Source organism: Thiomonas sp. FB-6 (assembly GCF_000377645.1).
Lineage (GTDB): Bacteria > Pseudomonadota > Gammaproteobacteria > Burkholderiales > Burkholderiaceae_C > Thiomonas_A.
The window spans coordinates 18,097-37,104 of sequence record NZ_KB898473.1 but is presented as its reverse complement, the minus strand read 5'-3'; the positions used below and the strand labels follow the sequence as shown (position 1 = coordinate 37,104).

Here is a 19,008-nt window from a genome sequence, read left to right as displayed (position 1 = left end):
CGGTCTCGCTCGAAAACATGGAGCCGAGACCTCCGCCGCCGTTTTCCGGCCTGATCGCCAATGCGCGCGCAAGGCCGCGGTCGGCAAACTTTCAATAGTGCAGTATGTTTGCACGTGCCCCGGATCCGGTCATCCCCTCGATATGGGGAGATTTTGATCGAGGCACCTGAAATAGACTGCGATGCACCGTACTCGGCGTCATGTTCGCGCCGTATTCTTGCGCCGTCACCGTCCGAGTTTCCGGAAAAGGCCGGCGAGTGTGAATTCCTTCACGGAAATGGCTGCGATGAACTCGATTCGTTCTGTCTGGAACCCCGGCCGGTTTGCAGCCTGGTGCGCCTGCGCGCTCGCGCTGACGCTCGGCGCCTGCGCCACGAACAACTTTCCGCCAGCTCCGGCACAGGTGTCGATGTCGGATTACCACTACGTCATCGGCCCGGGTGACACCCTGCACATCGGGGTGTGGCAGAACCCGGATCTGTCCTCGACCGTGACGGTACGGCCGGACGGGCGAATTTCCGCTCCGCTGGTTCAGGGCGTTCAGGCGGCCGGTCTGACCTCCGACCAACTCGCCTCGGCGATCCGCGAGAGCATGTCCAAATACGTGCGCGATCCCGTGGTCACGGTTGTGGTGAGCGATTTCCACGGGGCGCTCGGGCAACAGGTTTCCATCGTCGGGGCGGCCACCAAGCCGCAGAGCATTCCGTACCGCGACAAAATGACGGTACTCGACGCGATGATTGCCGCCGGAGGCTTGACGCCTTACGCCAATGGAAACGCCGCGGTGCTCATCCGCGCCGGCAAGTCCTACAGCTTGCATCTGGACGATCTGTTGCGTGGCGGCAAGATGGGGGACAACGTGCCTCTGTTGCCCGGCGACACCATCGTGATCCCGCAGGGGTGGTTCTGATTCGTCCGACTATGCTGATCGGTCGTCGGCGCGGCGTGTCGCGCCTCGATCTGGGGAGCGCTTCATGAAATTGCAACGACATCCGAGCCGCATGGTCGCATTGGCTGCGGTCGCGGCGTCGACCGGCCTGGCCGCGGGCGGTGTGCACGCCCAGGTGATTCCTCGCGTGCCCCTGCCTGCGCAAGCGGATTCCTCGGCCTTGTCCGCGGCAGCCCCCGCCGCCTTGCCCGACACCTACGTCGTGCCCTCGATCGCCGTGCTGGGCACGGCCACGAGCAACTCGAACTTCGGCACAGGCGCAGCCCCGCGCTCGGATCAGACCCTGGAATTCGTGCCGCGCGTGTTCCTGATCTCCGATCATGCGCGCTGGCAGGTCAATGCCGACCTGGGTGCCGACGCGCGGTACTACGTCGGCGGAACGCAGGCCGACACCGTGTCGCCCAGCGGCAGCGCGAACCTGCATTCCATCCTCTCCGACCAATTCCTGTACTTCGACGCGTCGATGAACGCGCAACGCGTGTCCATCAGTCCCTACGTCGGGCAGGCGGGGGCGCTCCAGGGCAGCACGTACACGAGCACGCAATGGCGCGTCAGCCCCTATGTCGACCGACTCCTGACGCCGAGCCTGCGTCTGCAGGCGCGTAGCGACGACACGTGGACCCAGGTCAACAACACGGGGGGCAATTCCGGCATCGTCGGGGGGCGATACCTGGATCAGACGATCAGCCTGGCCCAAAGCCCGGTCGACTGGGGCTACGTCCTGGCCGCGCGCCAGACCTACACCACCTACACCGACCAGCCGTACGCCTGGTTGCGGGATACCACCGCCCGCGTGATTCCCGAGTATGCGCTGACGCAAGGCCTGGTCGTCGGGGTCATCGGCGGCAGGGAGCGGGTGCAGGATTTCGGCGCCGAGGACAATGCCTCGATCTATGGGGCGCGCGTTCAATGGCGTCCCCAGCCCGGAAACGGCCTGGAGGCCACGGTCGAGCACCGATTCTTCGGCACCGGCTGGAACCTTCAGGCCCATGGCGGAACCGAGGTTGCGCGCTTCAACCTGCAGTGGTTGCGGGACATCGCGAGCAACCTCGCGCCCGTGGGAAATTCGAGTAGCGGGGTTGGCAACGTCACCCAGTTGCTCGACGGCCTGCTCGGCAGCCAGTACCCCAACCCGCTTCAGCGCGCCCAGATGGTGCAGGCGCTGCTCGGCGACGCCGGGCTGCCGCCGGGGCTGGCGGCCTCGGGCAATTTCTTCACCTCGTCGTCGAGTTTGCAGAACAGCCTGGTCGCGACCGGGCTTTTGCTGCGACAGCGCGACAGCTTCGCGCTGTCGGTCTACCGCAACCGGACCGAAGACCTCTATCTTCCGGGGCAGCAGGTTCTCGCGCTGCTGTCGGCCCAGTCCAACGACAACCGTCAGGTCGGTGCCGCCTTCAACTACGGCCATCGCTTGACTCCGCTGGACACGCTGAACCTGACCTTTCAGCGGGAAAACGACAGCGGCTTCGGCTTCAATGCAGGGCGCAGCGCGCACCAGACGGCGTGGATCGCTCAATGGGACCACCGGCTGTCCCCTCGCACGATTGCACTGGTCGGCCTGAGGAGGCAGTTCCTCACGTCGAGTGTCGTCGGTAACGGCAACGAGTCGGCGCTGTTCGCCGGCTTCGTGCACCGCTTCTAACCGGCGCAGCGGAGTTCCGACGGAATCCGCCCGGCGCCACGGGTCGTTCATGTACGAAAAAGCTTTCGGCTTCAGCGCGCCGCCTTTTCAGGTCAACCCCGATCCGAGTTTCTATTTCGAGAGCAAGGGGCATTCGGCAGCGTATCAATACCTTCGCTTCGGGGCCTTCCAGGCGGAGGGTTTCGTCGTGGTCACCGGGGAGATCGGGGCCGGAAAGACCACCCTGCTTCGCGCGCTGCTGGCGGAGCTCGATCCGGACAAGATCGTCGCTGCCCAACTGGTCAGTACCCAGCTGGGCGCGGAAGATCTGCTCGCGGCCGTGGCCCAGGCTTTCGGCATCAACAGCGAGGGCCTGAGCAAGCCGCGCCTGCTGGTCACGCTGGAGGCCTATCTCGCGCGTCTGGCGACCTCGAATCGCCGCGCCCTACTCATCATCGACGAAGCCCAGAATCTCGACGCCACGGCGATCGAGGAGCTGCGCATGCTGTCGAATTTTCAATTCGGGAACCAGGCGCTGCTGCAGAGCTTTCTCGTGGGGCAGCCTGAATTGCGCAAGCTCTTGCGCTCCCCGCAGATGGAGCAATTGCGCCAGCGCGTCATCGCGAGCTACCACCTGGGTCCCATGAGCGCGGAGGAAACCGCCTCCTACGTGCGGCATCGTCTGGGCAAGGTGGGCTGGCAGGGTGTCCCGTCCTTCAGCGACGCGGCGCTGGAAGCCGTTCATCTGGCGAGCGGCGGTGTTCCGCGGCGTATCAACACCCTGTGCAATCGTCTGCTGCTCTCGGTATTCCTGGACGCCGTCGACACCATCGACGCCCCGAGGGTGCGGCAGGTGCATTCCGAATTGCGGGCCGAGATGGACGGAAGCTCCGCTTCCGACGCGCCTGCCGCGGCGGGTGTGTCCGCCGCGCAAGGAACATCGTTGCTGTGCATCGCGGCCTCGGACTGGGGGGTGCTGGCCTGTGGCGCCCTGATGGACGCGTTTGCCCGTCGGGAAGACCTGCCCGAGGCGCGCATGCTGCGTTTCCTGGGCCATCATGCGGTTCGGGATGAGCAGCAAGCCCAGCGCGATCTGCGGGATCTGGGCGTGGAGGTGCAAGGCGAAACCGTCGAATTGACCGCGTCCTCGGTGGCTGGATCCATGGCCGAGGCGTCGCTGGCCCTGGCACGTCGACTCGAAGGCGATGCGCCGGGGGCCGTCATAGTCGCGGGAGATGGGCCGATCGATGCGGCATGCGCCGTTCTGGCCTCCCAGGCGCGAGTCCCGGTGGTGCGCGTGGATGCGGGGTTGCGCAACGGCGATCTCGACGATCCCCGCGAGTTGGGGCGGGCCGCGAGCGACAGCCTTTCCGCTCTGTTGTTAACCGGGGAACGCGTGGCGATGGATCGTCTGTGCGCCGCGGGCGTTCCCGAGGGCTCGCTGGCGATGGTGGGGGCGCTCGCGGCGGACGTCACGCGTCTGGGGCTCGCGCGCAGCGTCGCCGCGGAACGCACGCTTCAGCGCGAGGGGCTTCCGATGTCCCTGCTCAGCGATCCGGCGGGCTTCGTTCTGGTCTGGCTGGACCGGGCCTCGAATGATCCGGCACGCGGGGCCGTACTGGCGCTGGACCGCGAATTGCGCACTCTGGGCTGGCGTCTGTCGACCCTGTGGCCGATGAAGGCCGCGGACGCGGCGTTGCGGCAGGCCTTGCAGGCCGATGCGGCGGCTTGCGGGGTGCAGACCCTGGAGGTGCGACACTACGCCGAGTTGCTGGGCTTGATGCGCCACGCACGCTGTCTGTTGACCGATTGCGGCTGGCTCCAGGACCAGGCGACGGCGCTGGGGCTTTCCTGCTTGACCATCGGGCCGAACACCGAGCGCCATGCCTCGCTTCTCGTGGGTACGAATCGTCTGGTTGGGCCCGATGCGGGGACGATTGCGCGTGAACTGGTCGATCTGATCAGTTCCGGGGGGCGACGCGCCGGGGTGCCGGAATTGTGGGATGGGCACGCCGCCGAGCGCATCGCGGCCAGGGTGTCGGACTGGCTGCTGTCGCGCCAGGACGACAGCTATCGCAGCTACCTGGACGGGGCCTGAATGCGCGGGCGCCGGGGAACATCTGCCCGGGACATGCCGATGCATGGAACTGTTCACGACCTATTGCTTCAGGAATAATGGGCGCTGACGCGCCTGGACAATCATGGACGACATACTGGCCCCTCTGTTCAACCTGTTTCCGGCGATGTGGGAAAGGCGCTGGTGGGGCCTTGCCGTGGCCTGGGGCGTTGCCGTGCTCGGTGCGCTGGGCGTGCTGCACTACAAGGAGCGCTACCTGGCCAGCGCGACGGTCTATGTGGACACGCAGACCACGCTGCGGCCCTTGCTGGAGGGCCTGGCGGTGCAGCCCGACGTCGGGCAGCAGGCCGCCATGCTGGCGCGCACGCTGTTGTCGCGGAAGAACGTCGAGGCGGTGATCGACCGCAACCACCTGCTGGCTCCGGGCTCCTCGGATTTCAAGCGTGAACTCCTGATCCAGCGCCTGACCCAAACCATCGGCCTGAAGATCAACGGCCGGGACAACATCTATGCGGTCTCCTACGTAGGCACGGATCCCCAGCAGACCCTGGGCGTGGTGCGCACGCTGCTGAACCTGTTCGTCCAGTCGGGCCTGACTGGAAACCGGCAGGATTCCACGCAGGCGCTGCAGTTCATCGACAGCCAGATCGCCCTCTATCGATCCAAGCTCGCCGACGCGGATGCGAAGCTGGCGAGCTTTCGCGCACAGCACCCCCAGGTCGCGAGCCAGGGCGCGGCGGGCCTGGCCGCGAGCCAGCAGCAGCTGCAAAGCCAGCAGATGCTGGTGCAGGGACAGCTGGCGGCGGCCGTCAGCGCGCGCGCTGCGCTTCAGGCGCAACTGGCCAACGTTCCCGCCACCTCGCCGCGCAGCGTCGCAGGGCCCGCGGCCGAGCCGGGCAGCTCCGACCTGGATGTGCGAATCGCGGCACAGCGCCGGCGCCTGGACGATCTCCTGCAGCGCTACACCGATGCCTATCCCGACGTCGTGACGGCGCGCGCGGAGCTGGCCCGGCTGCAGGCGCAAAGGCAGCGCGAAGCCGAATCGGGGGTGGGTGCGACCGCGCCGTCCGCGCAGCCTGTCCAGGCCAACAACCCCGTATACCAGCAACTCAAGGTCAGCCTCGCGCAGTCCGACGCGAACGTCGCGGCGCTGCAATCGCAGCTGGCAGACCTGCGGTCCCAGATGCAGAGCCTCAGCCGCCAGCAGTCGGCCAGCGGTGGGCTCGACGAGCAATACGCGCAGTTGCTGCGCGAGCGCAGCCTGCTCGATGACAACTATCAGAAGCTGGTGCAGCGCAGGGAAGCGGCCACGCTGTCGCGCAACCAGGACCTGAGCCGCCGCGGCGAGGAATTCCGGGTCGTCGACCCGCCGCGCCTGGCACCCCAGGCGCTGTTTCCTCGCCGAACCTTCCTGATCGCGCTGGTGCTGGTGCTCGCCGTGGGCCTCGGGGCGCTGGCCAGCTATGCGATGGTCATCGTGTTTCCGACCTACCGCACCGCTCGACAGTTGCGCGAGACCACGCAGCGCGCGGTACTGGGCACGGTCTCCTGGGTGCTGACCCCCGAGACGGTCGTGCGTGAACGCTGGCAGCTGGGATGGTTCATGGTTTCCAGCGCAGTCCTCGTGCTGATCTTTGTCGCCTGGACCTTGGCCAGCATGTTGCATTGGATCCACTGAGGACGATCGTGGGCATCATCGAACAAGCTAGCAAGCGGTTGGAGGAGCTTCGGCGCAGCGGAGTCGAGCTGCCCTGGACCGAGGGCGCGGACCGACCCGGAACGGAGCAACCGGCGGCCTTGGCGGGCTCCCTGCAGGAGCTCGCCGTCGCGGGGCCCGCGCTTGCGGCCCCCAAGGGGCATGTGGACATCGATCTCAAGGCGCTGTCTGCCAGGGGCTATCTCGTTCCGGGCGCCGCACGCTCCCGACTCCTGGACGAATATCGCGCCATCAAGCGGCCCTTGCTGGCCAATGCGGTCGGGAGCAAGGGGCGGGAGGCCGTGGAGCGCGGCAACCTGATCATGATCACGAGCAGCCTTCCCGGTGAAGGCAAGACCTTCACATCGGTGAACCTCGCGATCAGCATGGCGCTGGAGCTGAACCACAGCGTGCTGCTGGTGGACGCGGATCCGACTCGCATGGCCCTGGCCGAAAGGCTGGGCATCCCGCGGGGACGGGCGGGCCTGATCGATCTGTTGCTCGACGCGAACCTGGACCTCGCCGACGTGGAACTGGCGACCAACGTCGACAAGCTGAGCTACCTCCCAGCCGGTTCGCAACACCAGTTGGCCACGGAGATTTTCGGCAGCCAGGCCATGGGCTCACTGCTGGCGCGACTCGCGGCCCATGCCGAACAGCGCATCGTGGTGTTCGATGCGCCGCCGCTGCTGCATGCGGCCGAGGCGCGCACGCTTGCGCCGCAGATGGGGCAGGTCGTGCTCGTGGTCCAGGCATCCGGGACCCCTCGCGGCTCGGTTCAGCACGCCTTGCATCTGCTCGAGGACTGTCCGTTGGTCCTGACCTTGCTCAACCGGGCGCGCGGCGCGGCCGCGTCTTCACCCTACGGCTATTACGCCTACTAGGTCGTGGCGCGCTCAGACTCCGCGTCAACGACCATGACGCCCGTCCGGTTCACCCGTGGCAGCCGCGAGATGTTCGCGCTGCATCTGCCGGCCCGCCCCACGGGCGCTGCGGCGCGAGCGGTCGTGCTGTGCAATCCCTTTGGGCAGGAGGCGATCAGGGCTCACCGCCTCTATCGGATTCTGGGGCAACGCCTGGCGGCGACCGGAGTGGAGGTCTTGCAGTTCGACTACCACGGCACGGGCGATTCCGCGGGCGAGGATGGGGACTTCGATCTGGATGGTGCCGTGCTCGACACCGTCGCCGCAGCCAGCTTGCTGCGTGACCGGGCTGGAGTCCGCGACGTGAGCTTCGTGGGCCTGCGTCTCGGTGCCGGCATCGCCGCCCTCGCCGCGCGCCAGCAGCCGCGCGGCAACGTCCGTCTCGTGTTGATCGACCCGGTTGTCGACGGAGCCGCCTACCTGCGCGATCTGCGAACGGCCCACGCGCGCGCGCTGACGCAGATCTACGGAGCTCGCTGGCGTGCCAGCGCCGCCTTGCGCAAGCTGCTGCAGCCCTCGCGAGATGGCCGCGAAGCGCTGGGCTTCGAGCTTGGCGAAGCGCTGTGCATGCAACTCGCCGAGCGGCTTCGCGCGGATGCGCGATGGTGGAGCACGGACCTCGCGACCCTGCTGCTTTCGCCGGACGAACAGTTGTGCGCGAACTGGGCGCGAGGCCGGGAGGGTGGGCGCCTGGAGATCGTGCGAGTCGACGACGCCATCGATTGGGCGACCAACAGCGCTCTCAACACCGCGCTGGTACCCATGTCCTCGGTGCAGAGCATCCTGCGATTCATGGCCGGGGAGTCGCCCCGTGCGTGAGACCACGATGCTTCTCGGCGACGGGCTGGTCGCCACGCTGTGCGTGGATGGGCAGGCGCGTGGAACTCCCGGCATGGAAGGCCTGGGCCTCGTGCTGTTCAACGCCGGCGTGGTTCATCGGGTCGGTCCGCATCGGATTCACGTCAAGCTGGCGCGAGCCCTTGCCGCGCTGGGTGTGCCGTCCATCCGCCTCGACCTGCACGGGCTGGGCGACAGCGCCTCGGCGACGGGAGAGCTTGACTACGGGCAGCAGGTGGTGGCCGATCTGCGCACGGCCATCGATGCGCTTGCATCCGGTGGCGGCGCGCGTCGCTTCTCCATTCTCGGATTCTGCTCGGGGGTCTTGCCCGCCGTGAACTGCGCCCTTGCGGATCCGCGGGTAGTGCAGATCATGCTTTACGACGGTATTCAGGTACGAAGCTCTGGCGCGGCATGGCGCAGCCTGCTGCTTCGCGCGCGCGCCATGCGCATCGATACGCTGCTCAGGTTGCTGCGACGAACGGGCGCTCGCCTGACAGCGCGGTTGCATGCATCCGATCGCGCCGACGTCGGCATCGAACCCGGCGCGCCGACGCCGCGATCCCTGGCGCCTGCGCTGTCGGGGCTCGTGTCGCGGGGCGTGGACGTCGTGATCATGCATGCCGGCTCGGACTACAGCGAGGTCAACCATCCCGACCAGGCGCAGCGAGCCTTTCGATCGACAGGACTCTCGGGATTGCGCTTTCGCTTCCTGGAAGCGGTCGACCACGTCGTGACATCGCTGGCGGCGCAGCGCATGTTCGTGGACGCCGTGCGCGAGATCGTGGCACAGGCGCCGCGTGGCACGATCGATGAGCCTGGGCCGGTGTCGGCGCGGAGCGTTCGGCCATGAGCGCGGCGGACGTGGTGTTCTGGGCCTGCGCGGCCTTCGTCGTGTATACCTACGCGGGCTATCCGCTCGTGATGGCGGCCCTCGCGGCCATGCGCAAGGCGCCTGAGCCTCCCGCTCTGGGCGACGCGGATCTGCCGGCGGCGACCATCGTGATGTCCGCCTACAACGAAGCTGGTCGATTGCCGGCCAAGCTGGACAATCTGCGGGAACTGCATTACCCCCTCGATCGTGTCCAGGTGATGGTGGTCTCGGACGGCTCGACCGATGAGACCGAGACCATCCTTGCGCGGCGCTCCGACGTACGCATGGTGGCTTTGCCGCTGCGACGCGGCAAGGCCCACGCGCTGAACGTCGCGTTGCAACAGGTGAGCACCCCCGTGGTGGTGTTCTGCGATGTGCGTCAGGATCTGGACCCTGATGCGCTGCGCTGGCTGGCTCGCGATCTGGCGGACCCGCGCATCGGAGTCGTCAGCGGTGAACTGAGCCACCGCCCGAGTCGCACCCGGACCGGCCAGAACGTGGGGCTGTACTGGCGCTACGAGAAGTGGATCCGCAAGGCGGAAAGCCGCCTGCACTCGACCGTCGGCGCCACGGGAGCCCTCTACGCCATGCGCACAGTCGACTGGCGCGCGTTGCGCGAAGGGGCGATCCTGGACGATTTCGACAACCCCATGCAGGTCGTCCGGCGTGGGAAGCGTGCCATCCTGGAGCCTCGGGCCGTGGCGTGGGATGTCGTGCAGGAAGACGCCGCCGGCGAGCGACGCCGGAAGATTCGAACCTTGAGCGGGAATTTCCAGAGCTTCGCCGACAGCCCCTGGCTGTTCTCGCCCCTGTCCAACCCGGTCTGGTTCCAGTTCATGTCCCACAAGGTGTTCCGGCTGCTGGTTCCGTACGCGCTGCTGGCCGCGCTTGCTGCCAGCCTGCTGGCCCAGGGCCCGGTCTACCGCGTGGCCTGCGCGCTGCAAGCCGTCTTTTACGGGCTGGCGGCGATCGGCCATGGCTGGCCCGCGGCGCGGCGCAGTCGCCTGGTCAGCCTTGCGCACGTGTTCTGTGAGTTGAACCTGGCGGCGGTGTGGGGCCTGGCGACGTTCCTGCGAGGGAGAATCGACCCTCGATGGGAGAAGACCGCATGAACCACCTTGTCGTCCTGATGTACCACGGCCTGGTGCGCGACACACAGGACCTGCAGAACATCGCGCCCGAGGACCGGCCCTACACCCTGCGATTGCAGCAGTTCGAGGCGCAACTCGACGCAATCCAGCGGGCGGACATTCCGGTGCGCGACGCCCGGCAGCTGCAAGCGGGCGGGAGCATCCAGCCGGGCCTGGTGATCAGTTTTGACGACGGGCACGCAAGCAACGCGGAACTTGCGCTTCCGGCGCTGCGTTCCAGGGCCATGCCGGCCTGCTTTTTCATCACCACCGGTTTCGTCGGCCAGCGTCCGGGATATTGCACTTGGGAGCAGGTCCGGGAACTCGCCGCCAGCGGCATGTGCGTGGGCGCCCACGGCCACGATCATCGATTCCTGGCCGGACTGGATCCGGCGCAACTCGACGCCGAACTGCGCCAATCCCGCGACTTGCTGCGCCAGCATCTCGGTCAGGCTCCGCGCCAGATGTCCTTCCCCGGCGGCCGTCATGACCCGAGGGCGGTGAGCGCGGCCCGTGCCGCGGGCTTCGAGGTGCTTCACGGATCCCGCCCTGGCGTGCTGGCGGCCTCGCGGGCCGTGCCCATGGGGGTGATCCCTCGAATGGCCATTCGTCCCGAGATGGATCTCCCGAAATTCCTCGCCCACGCCCGAGGCGATCGGAGCCTTCTGATGAGGGCTCGCCTTGTCGAAGCGGGCAAGGCCATGGCGCGCGGAATGCTCGGCCACGATCGATACCACCGGCTCTATGCCAGACTTCGCGCCTGAAGGCATGCGCCCGCGCGTCGAGAAGACGCCTGCCGGTCCGGACTGGGCCGGCGCGCAACTGCGCTCGACGATCCGCGTCCTGATGCTGCCGGCCCTGTTCGCGGTGGCGATCTATGGCTTGCATCTTCGACTCGGCTCCATCGGCCTGTACGGCTTCGTCGTCGTGCTCGGGCTGGTGGTGCTCGGCACCTTGCGCCGGGGCCCCGATGCCCTGCTGGCGCTGGCGATCATGTACCTTCCGCTGAGCCGGCTCTATGCCGCTCGACTGGCACCGGGGCTGAACGGGACCAACCTGCTGGAAGTCGGAATGGCCGCCGTGTGGATCGGCCAGGCCGTGCGCATGCGCCAGCCCCTGTTCCGAGCGTATCCCTTCACCCGGATCGTGGGCGTGTGGCTGGCCCTCTCGGCGGCCTCCGTGCTGCCGGCGATCGCGGCGATCGGATTGCAGCCTTTCATCTGGAACTACATGGAGCCCTTTCGCGGCTTCCTGGACCAATTCCTCATCTTCTACTTGTTCGTCAACATGATCCGCGACCGCGACATGGCACGCCGTGTCATCGTCTACATCATGTTCTCGGCGGGAATCGTGTTCCTGTACGGGATCCAGGAATGGTGGGGCACGCGCGGCTACGCGAGCATCGAGAAGTCCCGCCTTCTGGGGCCGCTGGGTCAGCCGAACGATTTCGCGGCGCTGATGGTCTACTCCCTCGCGCCCTTCCTCGCCTGGGGCGCCTATTACTTTCCGCGCTGGAAATCCCTGCGCATCGCGCCGGTCGTGCTGGTGGGGCTGAAGGTCCTGCTGGCGGCCTTTTCAAGGGGGGCCTACCTCGCCTTCGCGCTGGAAGGCCTCGCCGTGGCCTTCGTCAAGAGCCGGCGCTTTTTCCTGCTGGTCCTGGCCGTGGTCGCGGGCGTCTACCTGTTCGTGCCCTCGCTGGTTCCGAATTCCATGAAGGACCGGGTCGAACAGACCTACCAGGACCGGGTTCCGGGCGCGCAGATCGACAAGAGCGCCGATTCGCGGCTCATCCTCTGGCAGGCCGCCATCGACATGAGCCTGGATCACCCCCTGCTTGGCGAAGGCTTCGACCAGTTCTCCAGACTGGTGCCCAGCCACGTGTCCGGCTACGACGACGGGGTCACCGGTGGGGCCACGGACAACCAGAACATGTTCCTCTACGCCGCCTCCAACATGGGCCTGCCCAATCTCGCGGCGTTCCTGCTGCTGCTCGTGCTCGCGCTTGCCCGGGGGTGGCGTCTGTACGCGCGGCGCGACGCCTGCGACGTGGACCGGATCATCGGCCTTGGCATCGTGACCATGGTGGCGGGTCTGGTCGGGGTGAACATGTTCGGCACCCACGTCATCGACACCGCGGTTGACGGTTTTTTCTGGGTGCTTCTCGCCGCGCTGGCGCGTCTGCAGCCGGCCGATGCACGGATCGGAACGACAGGCGCATGACGACACCCCTGGACGCCCGACCGCTCGTGGTCCACATGATCGACGAATTGCCCCGCGACGGCGCGGAGATGCTGTTGCTGGATCTGATGCGCCACCGCGATCCTCGCATGCGCTATGTGGTTCTATGCCTGGTACGCGGCGGACCGCTGCAGCCGGAATTCGAGAAACTCGGGGTTCCGGTGGTGGTTTTCGGCCACCGCGCGCGTATCGATCCCTACCTTCTGGGGGGCTTGATCCGGTGGCTTCGGCGGGAGAGGCCCGGCGTGGTTCACACGCATCTGTTTCTTGCCGATAGCTACGGGCGCCTTGCGGCGCGGCTCGCAGGGGTGCCGGCAGTCTTTTCCACCGTTCACAACATCGTCGGCCCGGGGCGCGGGCTGCTGCGCAGGGTGCTCCATCAGGGCCTGGCGCGGTGGAGCACCGCGGTGGTCGGGTGTGGCGACGAGATCGCACAGTCCCTGGTGGAAAGCGGCCTGCCGCGAGCGCGCGTGGTGTCGATTCCCAACGGCATCGATCTGCTGCGCTTCGGGGGTGTCGACGGCGACGGAGTCCGGCAGGAGTTCGGCGTTGCCGCGGGGCGCTCGCTGATCGGAGTGGTGGGGCGCCTTCACCGACAGAAGGGGCATGACGTCCTGTTGCACGCCCTGGCGGGCATGTCCGCGGCCGAACGCGAGCGCCTGGCGTGTCTGGTCATCGGTACGGGCGAACTCGACGGCGAGCTCCGCGGGCTCAGCGCGTCGCTCGGACTGGACGCTTGCGTGATCTTCACCGGAATGCGCACCGACGTGCCCCGCCTGGTGGCCGCGCTGGATCTGTTCCTCATGCCTTCGCGCTGGGAAGGGCTGCCCATCGCCCTGCTGGAGGCCATGGCCAGCCGCAAGGCCGTGCTGTGTTCCCGCGTGGGCAGCATTCCGGGCGTGGTGCGCGACGGCGAGAACGGCGCGTTGATCGACGCGGAGGATCCGGTGGCCCTGCGCAATGGAATCCAGCGGCTGCTCGCGCAGCCGGCCGTGCGCGAGGAATACGGCCGGCGCGCGCGCGCCGAGGCGGTCGAGCGATTCGACATCACGCGCACCGCGGGTGCGTACAACGCGTTGCATGCAAGCGCGCTGGGCCTGGCGTCCATGGCTCGCGGTGCCTGAGGGGCCTTCCCCGATGCGCATACTCCTGGCTTCCGTGGCGCGCCCCTTCTCGGTCCTGGCGGATCGATGCTGGCCGGGCCTGAGGATCCTGATGTACCACCGCGTGGCGCAGACCCGGGAGTTCGACCAGCTGATCGTGTCGCCGCGGCGATTCGAGGCGCAGATGAGCATCCTGGCCGCCCGCCATCGCGTCGTCAGCCTCGGCGAGGGTCTTCAGGCCCTGCGCGACGGCAGGCTGCGCGAGCCCATGGTGGCCGTGACCTTCGACGATGGCTATCTTGACAACCTGGAGGTGGCCGCGCCGATCCTGCAACGGTATTCCATCCCCGCCACGGTATTCGTGACCACCCGGTTCTGCGATCAAAGCGCGGTCCACCCACGCTACGCCGAGGGCGAACAAGGCGCGAATGGCCTGCGAGTGCACCTGGACTGGAACCAGGTCCGGGCGCTAGCGGACGTCCCGGGCCTGGAGATCGGTTCGCATACCGTCAGCCATCCCTACCTGCAGACGGTCCCGGAGGCGCGCGCGCGCCAGGAGATTCTCGACAGTCGCCTGCAGATCGAACGCGAGCTTGGAAGGCCGGTGCGCTACTTCTGCTATCCCAGTGGAGACCTGGGCTCGCGCGAAGTCGCCCTGGTGCGGGAAGCGGGCTACGAAGCCGCCGTCAGTGTCGCGCCGGGGCGGAATCGACCCGGAGCCGACTTCTGGCGACTTCGCCGCACCGAAATCACGGATCGTGACGACGATCGTGCCTTCGCATTGAAACTGTCCGGCGCCTTCGATGCGCTGCACGGCCTGCTGCACGTGCGCAGGCAGCGGCGGTTCGCGCGCGCGGCCGCCCGTTCCAGGACCTTGTCCAAGCCATGAACCTTCTGTATCTGATGACCGAACCCTTCGGGATCGGGGGTGTCCAGTCCGACCTGCTGATTCTGAGCGAGGACCTTTGCGCACGCGGGCATACCGTGTGGGTGGCCACGACGCAGGGTGTGCTGCTGCCCGAGCTCCAGGCCCGCGGCGCGCGATTCATCGACATCGACTTTCACTTCCGGGACCCGCGCAAGCTGGCCGTCGCCGCTGCCCGCCTGCGTCGACTGGTGCGCGAGCACAAGATCGATCTGGTCGCGCCGCAGTCGGTCCGTTCGTCCATGGTGGCCTACGCGGCGCTGCGCCTGGTTCCGACCGGCTACCGGGTGGCGTCCACGGGCAAGCGCGTGCCCATCGTCACCACCATCCACAATATCCACAATCCGCGCAATTTCCAGCGTGCGGCTCTCATCCTGCGCCGCTGCGCGGATTTCGTGATTTTCGAATCCCACTACGAGCGCAACCGCCTGCTGGCCCATGGACTGGCGGATTCGCGCAGCGCCGTGATCCACAGCGGCATCGACATCGAGCGCCTGGCGCGTCCCTCCCAGGCCGCGGAATTGGCGTCGCGCTATGGATTGTTGCCGGGGCGCCATCTGGTCTACGGCATCGTCGCGCGCCTTTCGGAGGAGAAGGGGCACCACTACCTGGTCGATGCCTTCGCCGACGTGGTGCAGCAGCAGCCGGACGCGCGGCTCGTGGTCATCGGCGACGGCCCGTTGTTGCCCCAGGTGCGCGAGCAGGTGGATTCGCTGGGCCTGAGCCGAGAGGTGATCTTCACCGGCATGCAGCGCGATATCGCCTCGCACCTGGCGCTTCTGGATGTGTTCGTGCTCGCGTCCACGCGGGAGTCCTTCCCGCTTTCGGCGCGCGAGGCCATGTCGGCATCCCGACCGGTCATCGCGCCGCGCATCGGAGGTTGTCCCGAGGTCGTGGAAGAGGGCGTGACCGGATTGCTCTTCGAGGCCGCCAACGTCGGCGATCTGCGCGACAAGATGCTGCACATGGCGCAGCCGCAGGTGCGCGCGGTGATGGGAGCCGCCGGCCACGAAAGGGCGAGGCGCCTGTTTTCCCGGCAATCGTGGGTGGATGGCGACGAGGGCGTGTATCTGCGATGGGCATCGGGGGCCGCGCACTGAGCCGGCCTTTCGCGTGGACTTCCTGGCCTCCCCCTTTTCGTGGATCGGATGGGCGCTGCTTGGCCTGGCGCTCGGGAGCCTGACGTCACGAACGTCCAGGCGCCTGCGCCTGGCTTGCTGGGCCGTGCTCCTGCTGTACTGGGTCGTGGGATCTCCCTGGGCCGCGAACCTCGCGCTGCGCGGGCTGGAAAGCCAGGCGCGACGACTCGCCGCCTCCTGCGGCCCGCCGCCTGACGGCGCGATGGTGGTCGTCCTCGCGGGGGGGCTGCATGTGGATGTCGCGGACCCGGCCGCCGTCGGCTCGCTGAGCGGCGAAAGCCTGCGCCGGTTGATCGCCGGGGTTCGTGTCGCGAAGGCGGTGCCCGGGAGCGAGTTGCTGATCTCCGGCGGCAACGGATCCACCGAACGCGAAGCCGACCTCATGGCGCAACTGGCACGACGCCTGGGCTTCCCGGCCACCCGCATCCTGGTCGAGCGTGAATCCAGGACTACCTGGGGCAGTGCTCGCGCGGTGGCCCGCATGCTGCGCGGCGCAGGCCGCCGGCCCATCTATCTCGTCACGTCGGCCTACCACATGCCCCGAGCGGTATTCAGCTTCCACCGTGCGGGGCTCGGTGTATGCGCGCTGCCGCAGGACTTCCAGGCCGTGGACGACGGGTCCTGGGACATGCTCATCCCGAGCCGGGGCGCACTGCGAAAGATGGAGTTCGCGCTCCACGAGTACTTCGGATCTGTCTATTATCGGTGGGTCTTGCTCCGCTGACACCCGATCAAGGGATGGCCGCAGCCCGCACCGAAAGCTAGGCTGCGCAGTTGACCCGTTCGCTGGTCCTCCTTTTCGCATGGCTGCCGCCGATCCTCGTCCGAAGTCTCCAGAGTCTTGCCTGCGCCTGCTTTTCGTGATCGACGGTCGCTATCCGGCGACCGGCGGCGCCGAGATGCAGGCGCGGCTGCTGGCGCGGGAGTTCGTGGCGGCGGGACATTCCGTGCGTATCCTCGCGCCGCGCCTCGATCGACGCCAACTGGCACGCGAGGAGGTCGACGGCATCGAGGTACGCCGCCTGGGGTATCCGCGAGTCAAGGGGCTCGGGGCTCTCTGGCTGAACTTCCGTGTGGCGGCGTGGCTGTACGGGCATCGAACCCGCTTCGACGCCATCCATGTCCACATGATGCACAACCTGGCGGCCGCCATCGGATGGTTGAAGCCCTGGCTGCGCGTGCCGGTCGTGGTCAAGGTCTCCGGGGCGGCGGAATTCGACGGCGGGCTGCTCGACCCGGGACTGCGCAACAAGATCAAGCATCGGCTGCTCAACGCGGGCGCCCGCAGGCTGGACGCCTTCCAGTGCATCAGCCATCACACCCTGACCATGCTGCGCGAGGCCGGCTACCCTCCGGGGCGGCTGCATCGCATTCCCAATGCCGTCGATTGCGGGCGCTTTGTCGGCAACCGTTCCGAAGTCCGCGAGCCCCCCAAGGTGGTGTTCGCGGGCCGGCATGTCGCCGTCAAGGGCCTGGACATCCTGCTGCGGGCCTGGAGCCTGCTGCCGCGCCGTGGCCACGCTCGCCTCGTCCTGGCGGGAGACGGCCCCGAACACGCGGCACTGCGCGAACTGGCCGTACGTCTCGGTGTTTCCGATTCCGTCGACTTCCCCGGCATGCTGGCGGATGTCGCGCCCCTGCTCCGAGAGGCGGTCATCTACGTCCAGGCCTCGCGCCAGGAGGGCCTGCCCAATGCGGTGCTGGAGGCGATGGCGGCGCAACTGCCCGTCGTCGCCACGCGCATCAGCGGGCACGAGGACGTGATCGAGCACGAACATTCCGGCCTCCTGGTGGACGCCGAGGACGTTGCCGCGCTTGGCGCCGCGATCCAGAAACTGCTCGACGAGCCCGAGCTTCGGGCGCGACTCGGGCGCCACGCGCGGCTGTCGGTCGAGCAGGGCTTCGCCCCCGATCGAGTGCTCGCGCTGCTGGTCGGGGTGTACCAGGGGCGCTCGTCATGACGTCCCCGGAAGCGCCGCAGGGCGTGCCGGCGCACAAGGCCTCCCACGTGGGCGGCCTATGGCGACTGCTTCGTCATACCTCCAACTATTCTGCGGGCACCTTGCTGATCACGCTGGCCAGCATGGTCTCCTTTCCGATCTTCACGCGTACCTTCACGGTCGCGGAATACGGCATGCTGGGGCTGGTCAACGTCACGCTGGGCTTTCTGGTCGGGGTCGGCAAACTCGGCCTGCAGCAGTCGGTCGTGCGTTTCTACGCGGAAATCGAGGGAGGCAAGCGGGGTGGAGACCGTGTAGGGTTCTTCTCGACCGTGCTGTTCGGCATGCTCGGGGTCGGCATGGTCGCCAGTGCCCTGAGCGCCCTGGTGTTCGCCGTCATGCCGGCGCGCTGGTGGGGGCACGGAGGCATCCAGTACCTGATCGCCGCGGTCTCGCCCCTGATCCTGGTGCGGGTGCTCGACAGTGCGATGCTGAATCTCCTGCGCGCCGAACAGAAGAGCGGCTTGTACAGCTTCTATGCCGTTATCCGCAAATACCTGGGCCTGGCTTTCGTCGTCGGCGTGCTGTTCACGGTGGCGCGCAACCTGTGGGGGTTCTTCCTCGCCACCCTGGTGAGCGAAGCCGTCGCCACCGGACTGCTGATCGCCTATTACGCCCGGCGCGACGCCTTCTCCCCCTCCAGGTTCTCACGCCCGCTGTTTCTCGCCATGCTGGGTTTCGGGCTGCCCTTGCTGGCCAGTGAACTGTCCGGACTCCTGCTGAGCATGGGGGGGCGCTACATCATCAATTTCGAACTCGGTCCCGGGCCCCTGGGTTCATATTCCGCCGCCTACAATTTCTGCGACTATCTCCAGGGCGTGCTGACCGGCGCCTTCGCACAGGCGGTCGTACCTATGTATCTGCGCATGTGGGAGGCTCAGGGGCGCGCCAGGACGGAGGAGTTTCTCCAGCATGCGCTGCACTACTACCTGATGCTGGCCTTCCCGATCGTGGCCGGCATGGCGGTCGTGGCGCCGGATCTGCTGCGACTGCTGGCGTCGGATCGATATGCCGTCAGTACCTCGCTGTTCGTCTATATCGTCAGCGGAATGCTGGTCGCCGGCGGGACCCCGATTTTCAGCGCCGGAATCTACATCAACAAGCTCACACGGGTCGTCATGTACTCGGTGTTCACCGCTTCCGCGGTGAACCTGGTGCTTACCGCGGTTCTCACCCGGCGCATCGGCATCGAGGGGGCCGCGCTGGCCACGCTGTGCAGCTTGACGGTCTACACGGTGCTCACCGGATTCTTCGGCAGGGGAACCGTATCCCTGCGCGTACCGTGGTCCGACCTGCTCAAGTTCGCGCTCATGTCGGGCGCGATGTACGCCGTGACGAGTCGTATCGACCCCGTCAACTCGCTCGAACGCATCGGGCTGCGGATCGTCGGTGGCGCGCTGCTCTACGGCGGACTGCTCCTGCTGGTGGATGCCCGTACGCGCGGCCTGGCGCGCAAGGCCCTCGAGCGCCTGCGCGGAGCTTGAAGGCGGCGCATC

At 67.3% G+C, this 19,008-nt stretch carries 16 protein-coding genes; all 16 read left to right on the top strand.

Annotated features, from left to right (window positions below):
- Nucleotides 1-286: 286 nt before the first annotated feature.
- Nucleotides 287-910, top strand: a complete 624-nt coding sequence (locus D466_RS0105000; RefSeq protein WP_156004034.1) for an XrtA/PEP-CTERM system exopolysaccharide export protein — start codon at nt 287-289, stop codon at nt 908-910.
- A gap of 100 nt (nt 911-1,010) precedes the next feature.
- Nucleotides 1,011-2,591, top strand: a complete 1,581-nt coding sequence (locus tag D466_RS0104995; protein ID WP_196803426.1) for a TIGR03016 family PEP-CTERM system-associated outer membrane protein — start codon at nt 1,011-1,013, stop codon at nt 2,589-2,591.
- 49 nt (nt 2,592-2,640) lie between these two features.
- Nucleotides 2,641-4,668, top strand: a complete 2,028-nt coding sequence (locus D466_RS0104990) for an XrtA/PEP-CTERM system-associated ATPase (protein WP_018912608.1) — start codon at nt 2,641-2,643, stop codon at nt 4,666-4,668.
- Between the two features lie 103 nt (nt 4,669-4,771).
- Nucleotides 4,772-6,325 (top strand): XrtA system polysaccharide chain length determinant, encoded by a 1,554-nt coding sequence (locus D466_RS0104985; RefSeq protein WP_018912607.1) that lies wholly within the window; start codon nt 4,772-4,774, stop codon nt 6,323-6,325.
- Between the two features lie 8 nt (nt 6,326-6,333).
- Nucleotides 6,334-7,227, top strand: coding sequence for an AAA family ATPase (locus tag D466_RS0104980; RefSeq protein ID WP_026284899.1), 894 nt, complete (start codon nt 6,334-6,336; stop codon nt 7,225-7,227).
- 33 nt (nt 7,228-7,260) lie between these two features.
- Nucleotides 7,261-8,085 carry an alpha/beta fold hydrolase gene (locus D466_RS0104975; protein ID WP_026284898.1) on the top strand — a complete coding sequence of 275 codons (825 nt, stop codon included), beginning with the start codon at nt 7,261-7,263 and terminating at the stop codon, nt 8,083-8,085.
- Nucleotides 8,078-8,956, top strand: coding sequence for a serine aminopeptidase domain-containing protein (locus D466_RS22650; protein WP_156004032.1), 879 nt, complete (start codon nt 8,078-8,080; stop codon nt 8,954-8,956). Before D466_RS0104975 ends, D466_RS22650 begins: the two co-directional genes overlap by 8 nt.
- Nucleotides 8,953-10,089, top strand: a complete 1,137-nt coding sequence (locus tag D466_RS0104965; RefSeq protein ID WP_018912603.1) for a glycosyltransferase family 2 protein — start codon at nt 8,953-8,955, stop codon at nt 10,087-10,089. Before D466_RS22650 ends, D466_RS0104965 begins: the two co-directional genes overlap by 4 nt.
- A complete protein-coding gene (locus D466_RS0104960) occupies nt 10,086-10,871 on the top strand; it encodes a polysaccharide deacetylase family protein (RefSeq protein WP_018912602.1) in 786 nt (261 codons plus the stop codon). The genes D466_RS0104965 and D466_RS0104960 overlap by 4 nt, the downstream gene beginning before the upstream one ends.
- A 4-nt stretch (nt 10,872-10,875) precedes the next feature.
- The gene (locus tag D466_RS0104955) at nt 10,876-12,327 is read left to right on the top strand and encodes an O-antigen ligase (RefSeq protein WP_018912601.1); all 1,452 of its coding nucleotides are present in this window, start codon (nt 10,876-10,878) and stop codon (nt 12,325-12,327) included.
- On the top strand, nt 12,324-13,469 hold the full coding sequence (locus D466_RS0104950) for a glycosyltransferase (RefSeq protein ID WP_231385663.1): 1,146 nt from the start codon (nt 12,324-12,326) through the stop codon (nt 13,467-13,469). The genes D466_RS0104955 and D466_RS0104950 overlap by 4 nt, the downstream gene beginning before the upstream one ends.
- 91 nt (nt 13,470-13,560) lie before the next feature.
- A complete protein-coding gene (locus D466_RS0104945; protein WP_231385662.1) occupies nt 13,561-14,337 on the top strand; it encodes a polysaccharide deacetylase family protein in 777 nt (258 codons plus the stop codon).
- Complete coding sequence (locus tag D466_RS0104940; RefSeq protein ID WP_018912598.1) at nt 14,334-15,473, top strand: glycosyltransferase; 1,140 nt, start codon at nt 14,334-14,336, stop codon at nt 15,471-15,473. Before D466_RS0104945 ends, D466_RS0104940 begins: the two co-directional genes overlap by 4 nt.
- 13 nt (nt 15,474-15,486) lie before the next feature.
- Nucleotides 15,487-16,236: a YdcF family protein gene (locus D466_RS0104935; protein WP_026284897.1), complete on the top strand. Its 750-nt coding sequence runs from the start codon at nt 15,487-15,489 to the stop codon at nt 16,234-16,236.
- Nucleotides 16,237-16,315: 79 nt separating this feature from the next.
- On the top strand, nt 16,316-17,473 hold the full coding sequence (locus D466_RS0104930; protein ID WP_051083681.1) for a glycosyltransferase family 4 protein: 1,158 nt from the start codon (nt 16,316-16,318) through the stop codon (nt 17,471-17,473).
- Nucleotides 17,470-18,996, top strand: coding sequence for a lipopolysaccharide biosynthesis protein (locus D466_RS0104925; RefSeq protein ID WP_018912595.1), 1,527 nt, complete (start codon nt 17,470-17,472; stop codon nt 18,994-18,996). Before D466_RS0104930 ends, D466_RS0104925 begins: the two co-directional genes overlap by 4 nt.
- The last annotated feature ends 12 nt before the right edge of the window (nt 18,997-19,008 follow it).

Bases quoted from the DNA above. Each gene is read 5' to 3' on its own strand.
- D466_RS0104925 (WP_018912595.1), top strand. From the start codon at position 17,470: ATGACGTCCCCGGAAGCGCCGCAGGGCGTGCCGGCGCACAAGGCCTCC.
- D466_RS0104990 (WP_018912608.1), top strand. From the start codon at position 2,641: ATGTACGAAAAAGCTTTCGGCTTCAGCGCGCCGCCTTTTCAGGTCAAC.
- D466_RS0104945 (WP_231385662.1), top strand. From the start codon at position 13,561: ATGTACCACCGCGTGGCGCAGACCCGGGAGTTCGACCAGCTGATCGTG.
- D466_RS0104955 (WP_018912601.1), top strand. From the start codon at position 10,876: ATGCGCCCGCGCGTCGAGAAGACGCCTGCCGGTCCGGACTGGGCCGGC.
- D466_RS0105000 (WP_156004034.1), top strand. From the start codon at position 287: ATGAACTCGATTCGTTCTGTCTGGAACCCCGGCCGGTTTGCAGCCTGG.
- D466_RS0104985 (WP_018912607.1), top strand. From the start codon at position 4,772: ATGGACGACATACTGGCCCCTCTGTTCAACCTGTTTCCGGCGATGTGG.
- D466_RS0104965 (WP_018912603.1), top strand. From the start codon at position 8,953: ATGAGCGCGGCGGACGTGGTGTTCTGGGCCTGCGCGGCCTTCGTCGTG.
- D466_RS0104930 (WP_051083681.1), top strand. From the start codon at position 16,316: ATGGCTGCCGCCGATCCTCGTCCGAAGTCTCCAGAGTCTTGCCTGCGC.
- D466_RS0104940 (WP_018912598.1), top strand. From the start codon at position 14,334: ATGAACCTTCTGTATCTGATGACCGAACCCTTCGGGATCGGGGGTGTC.
- D466_RS0104975 (WP_026284898.1), top strand. From the start codon at position 7,261: ATGACGCCCGTCCGGTTCACCCGTGGCAGCCGCGAGATGTTCGCGCTG.
- D466_RS0104950 (WP_231385663.1), top strand. From the start codon at position 12,324: ATGACGACACCCCTGGACGCCCGACCGCTCGTGGTCCACATGATCGAC.
- D466_RS0104960 (WP_018912602.1), top strand. From the start codon at position 10,086: ATGAACCACCTTGTCGTCCTGATGTACCACGGCCTGGTGCGCGACACA.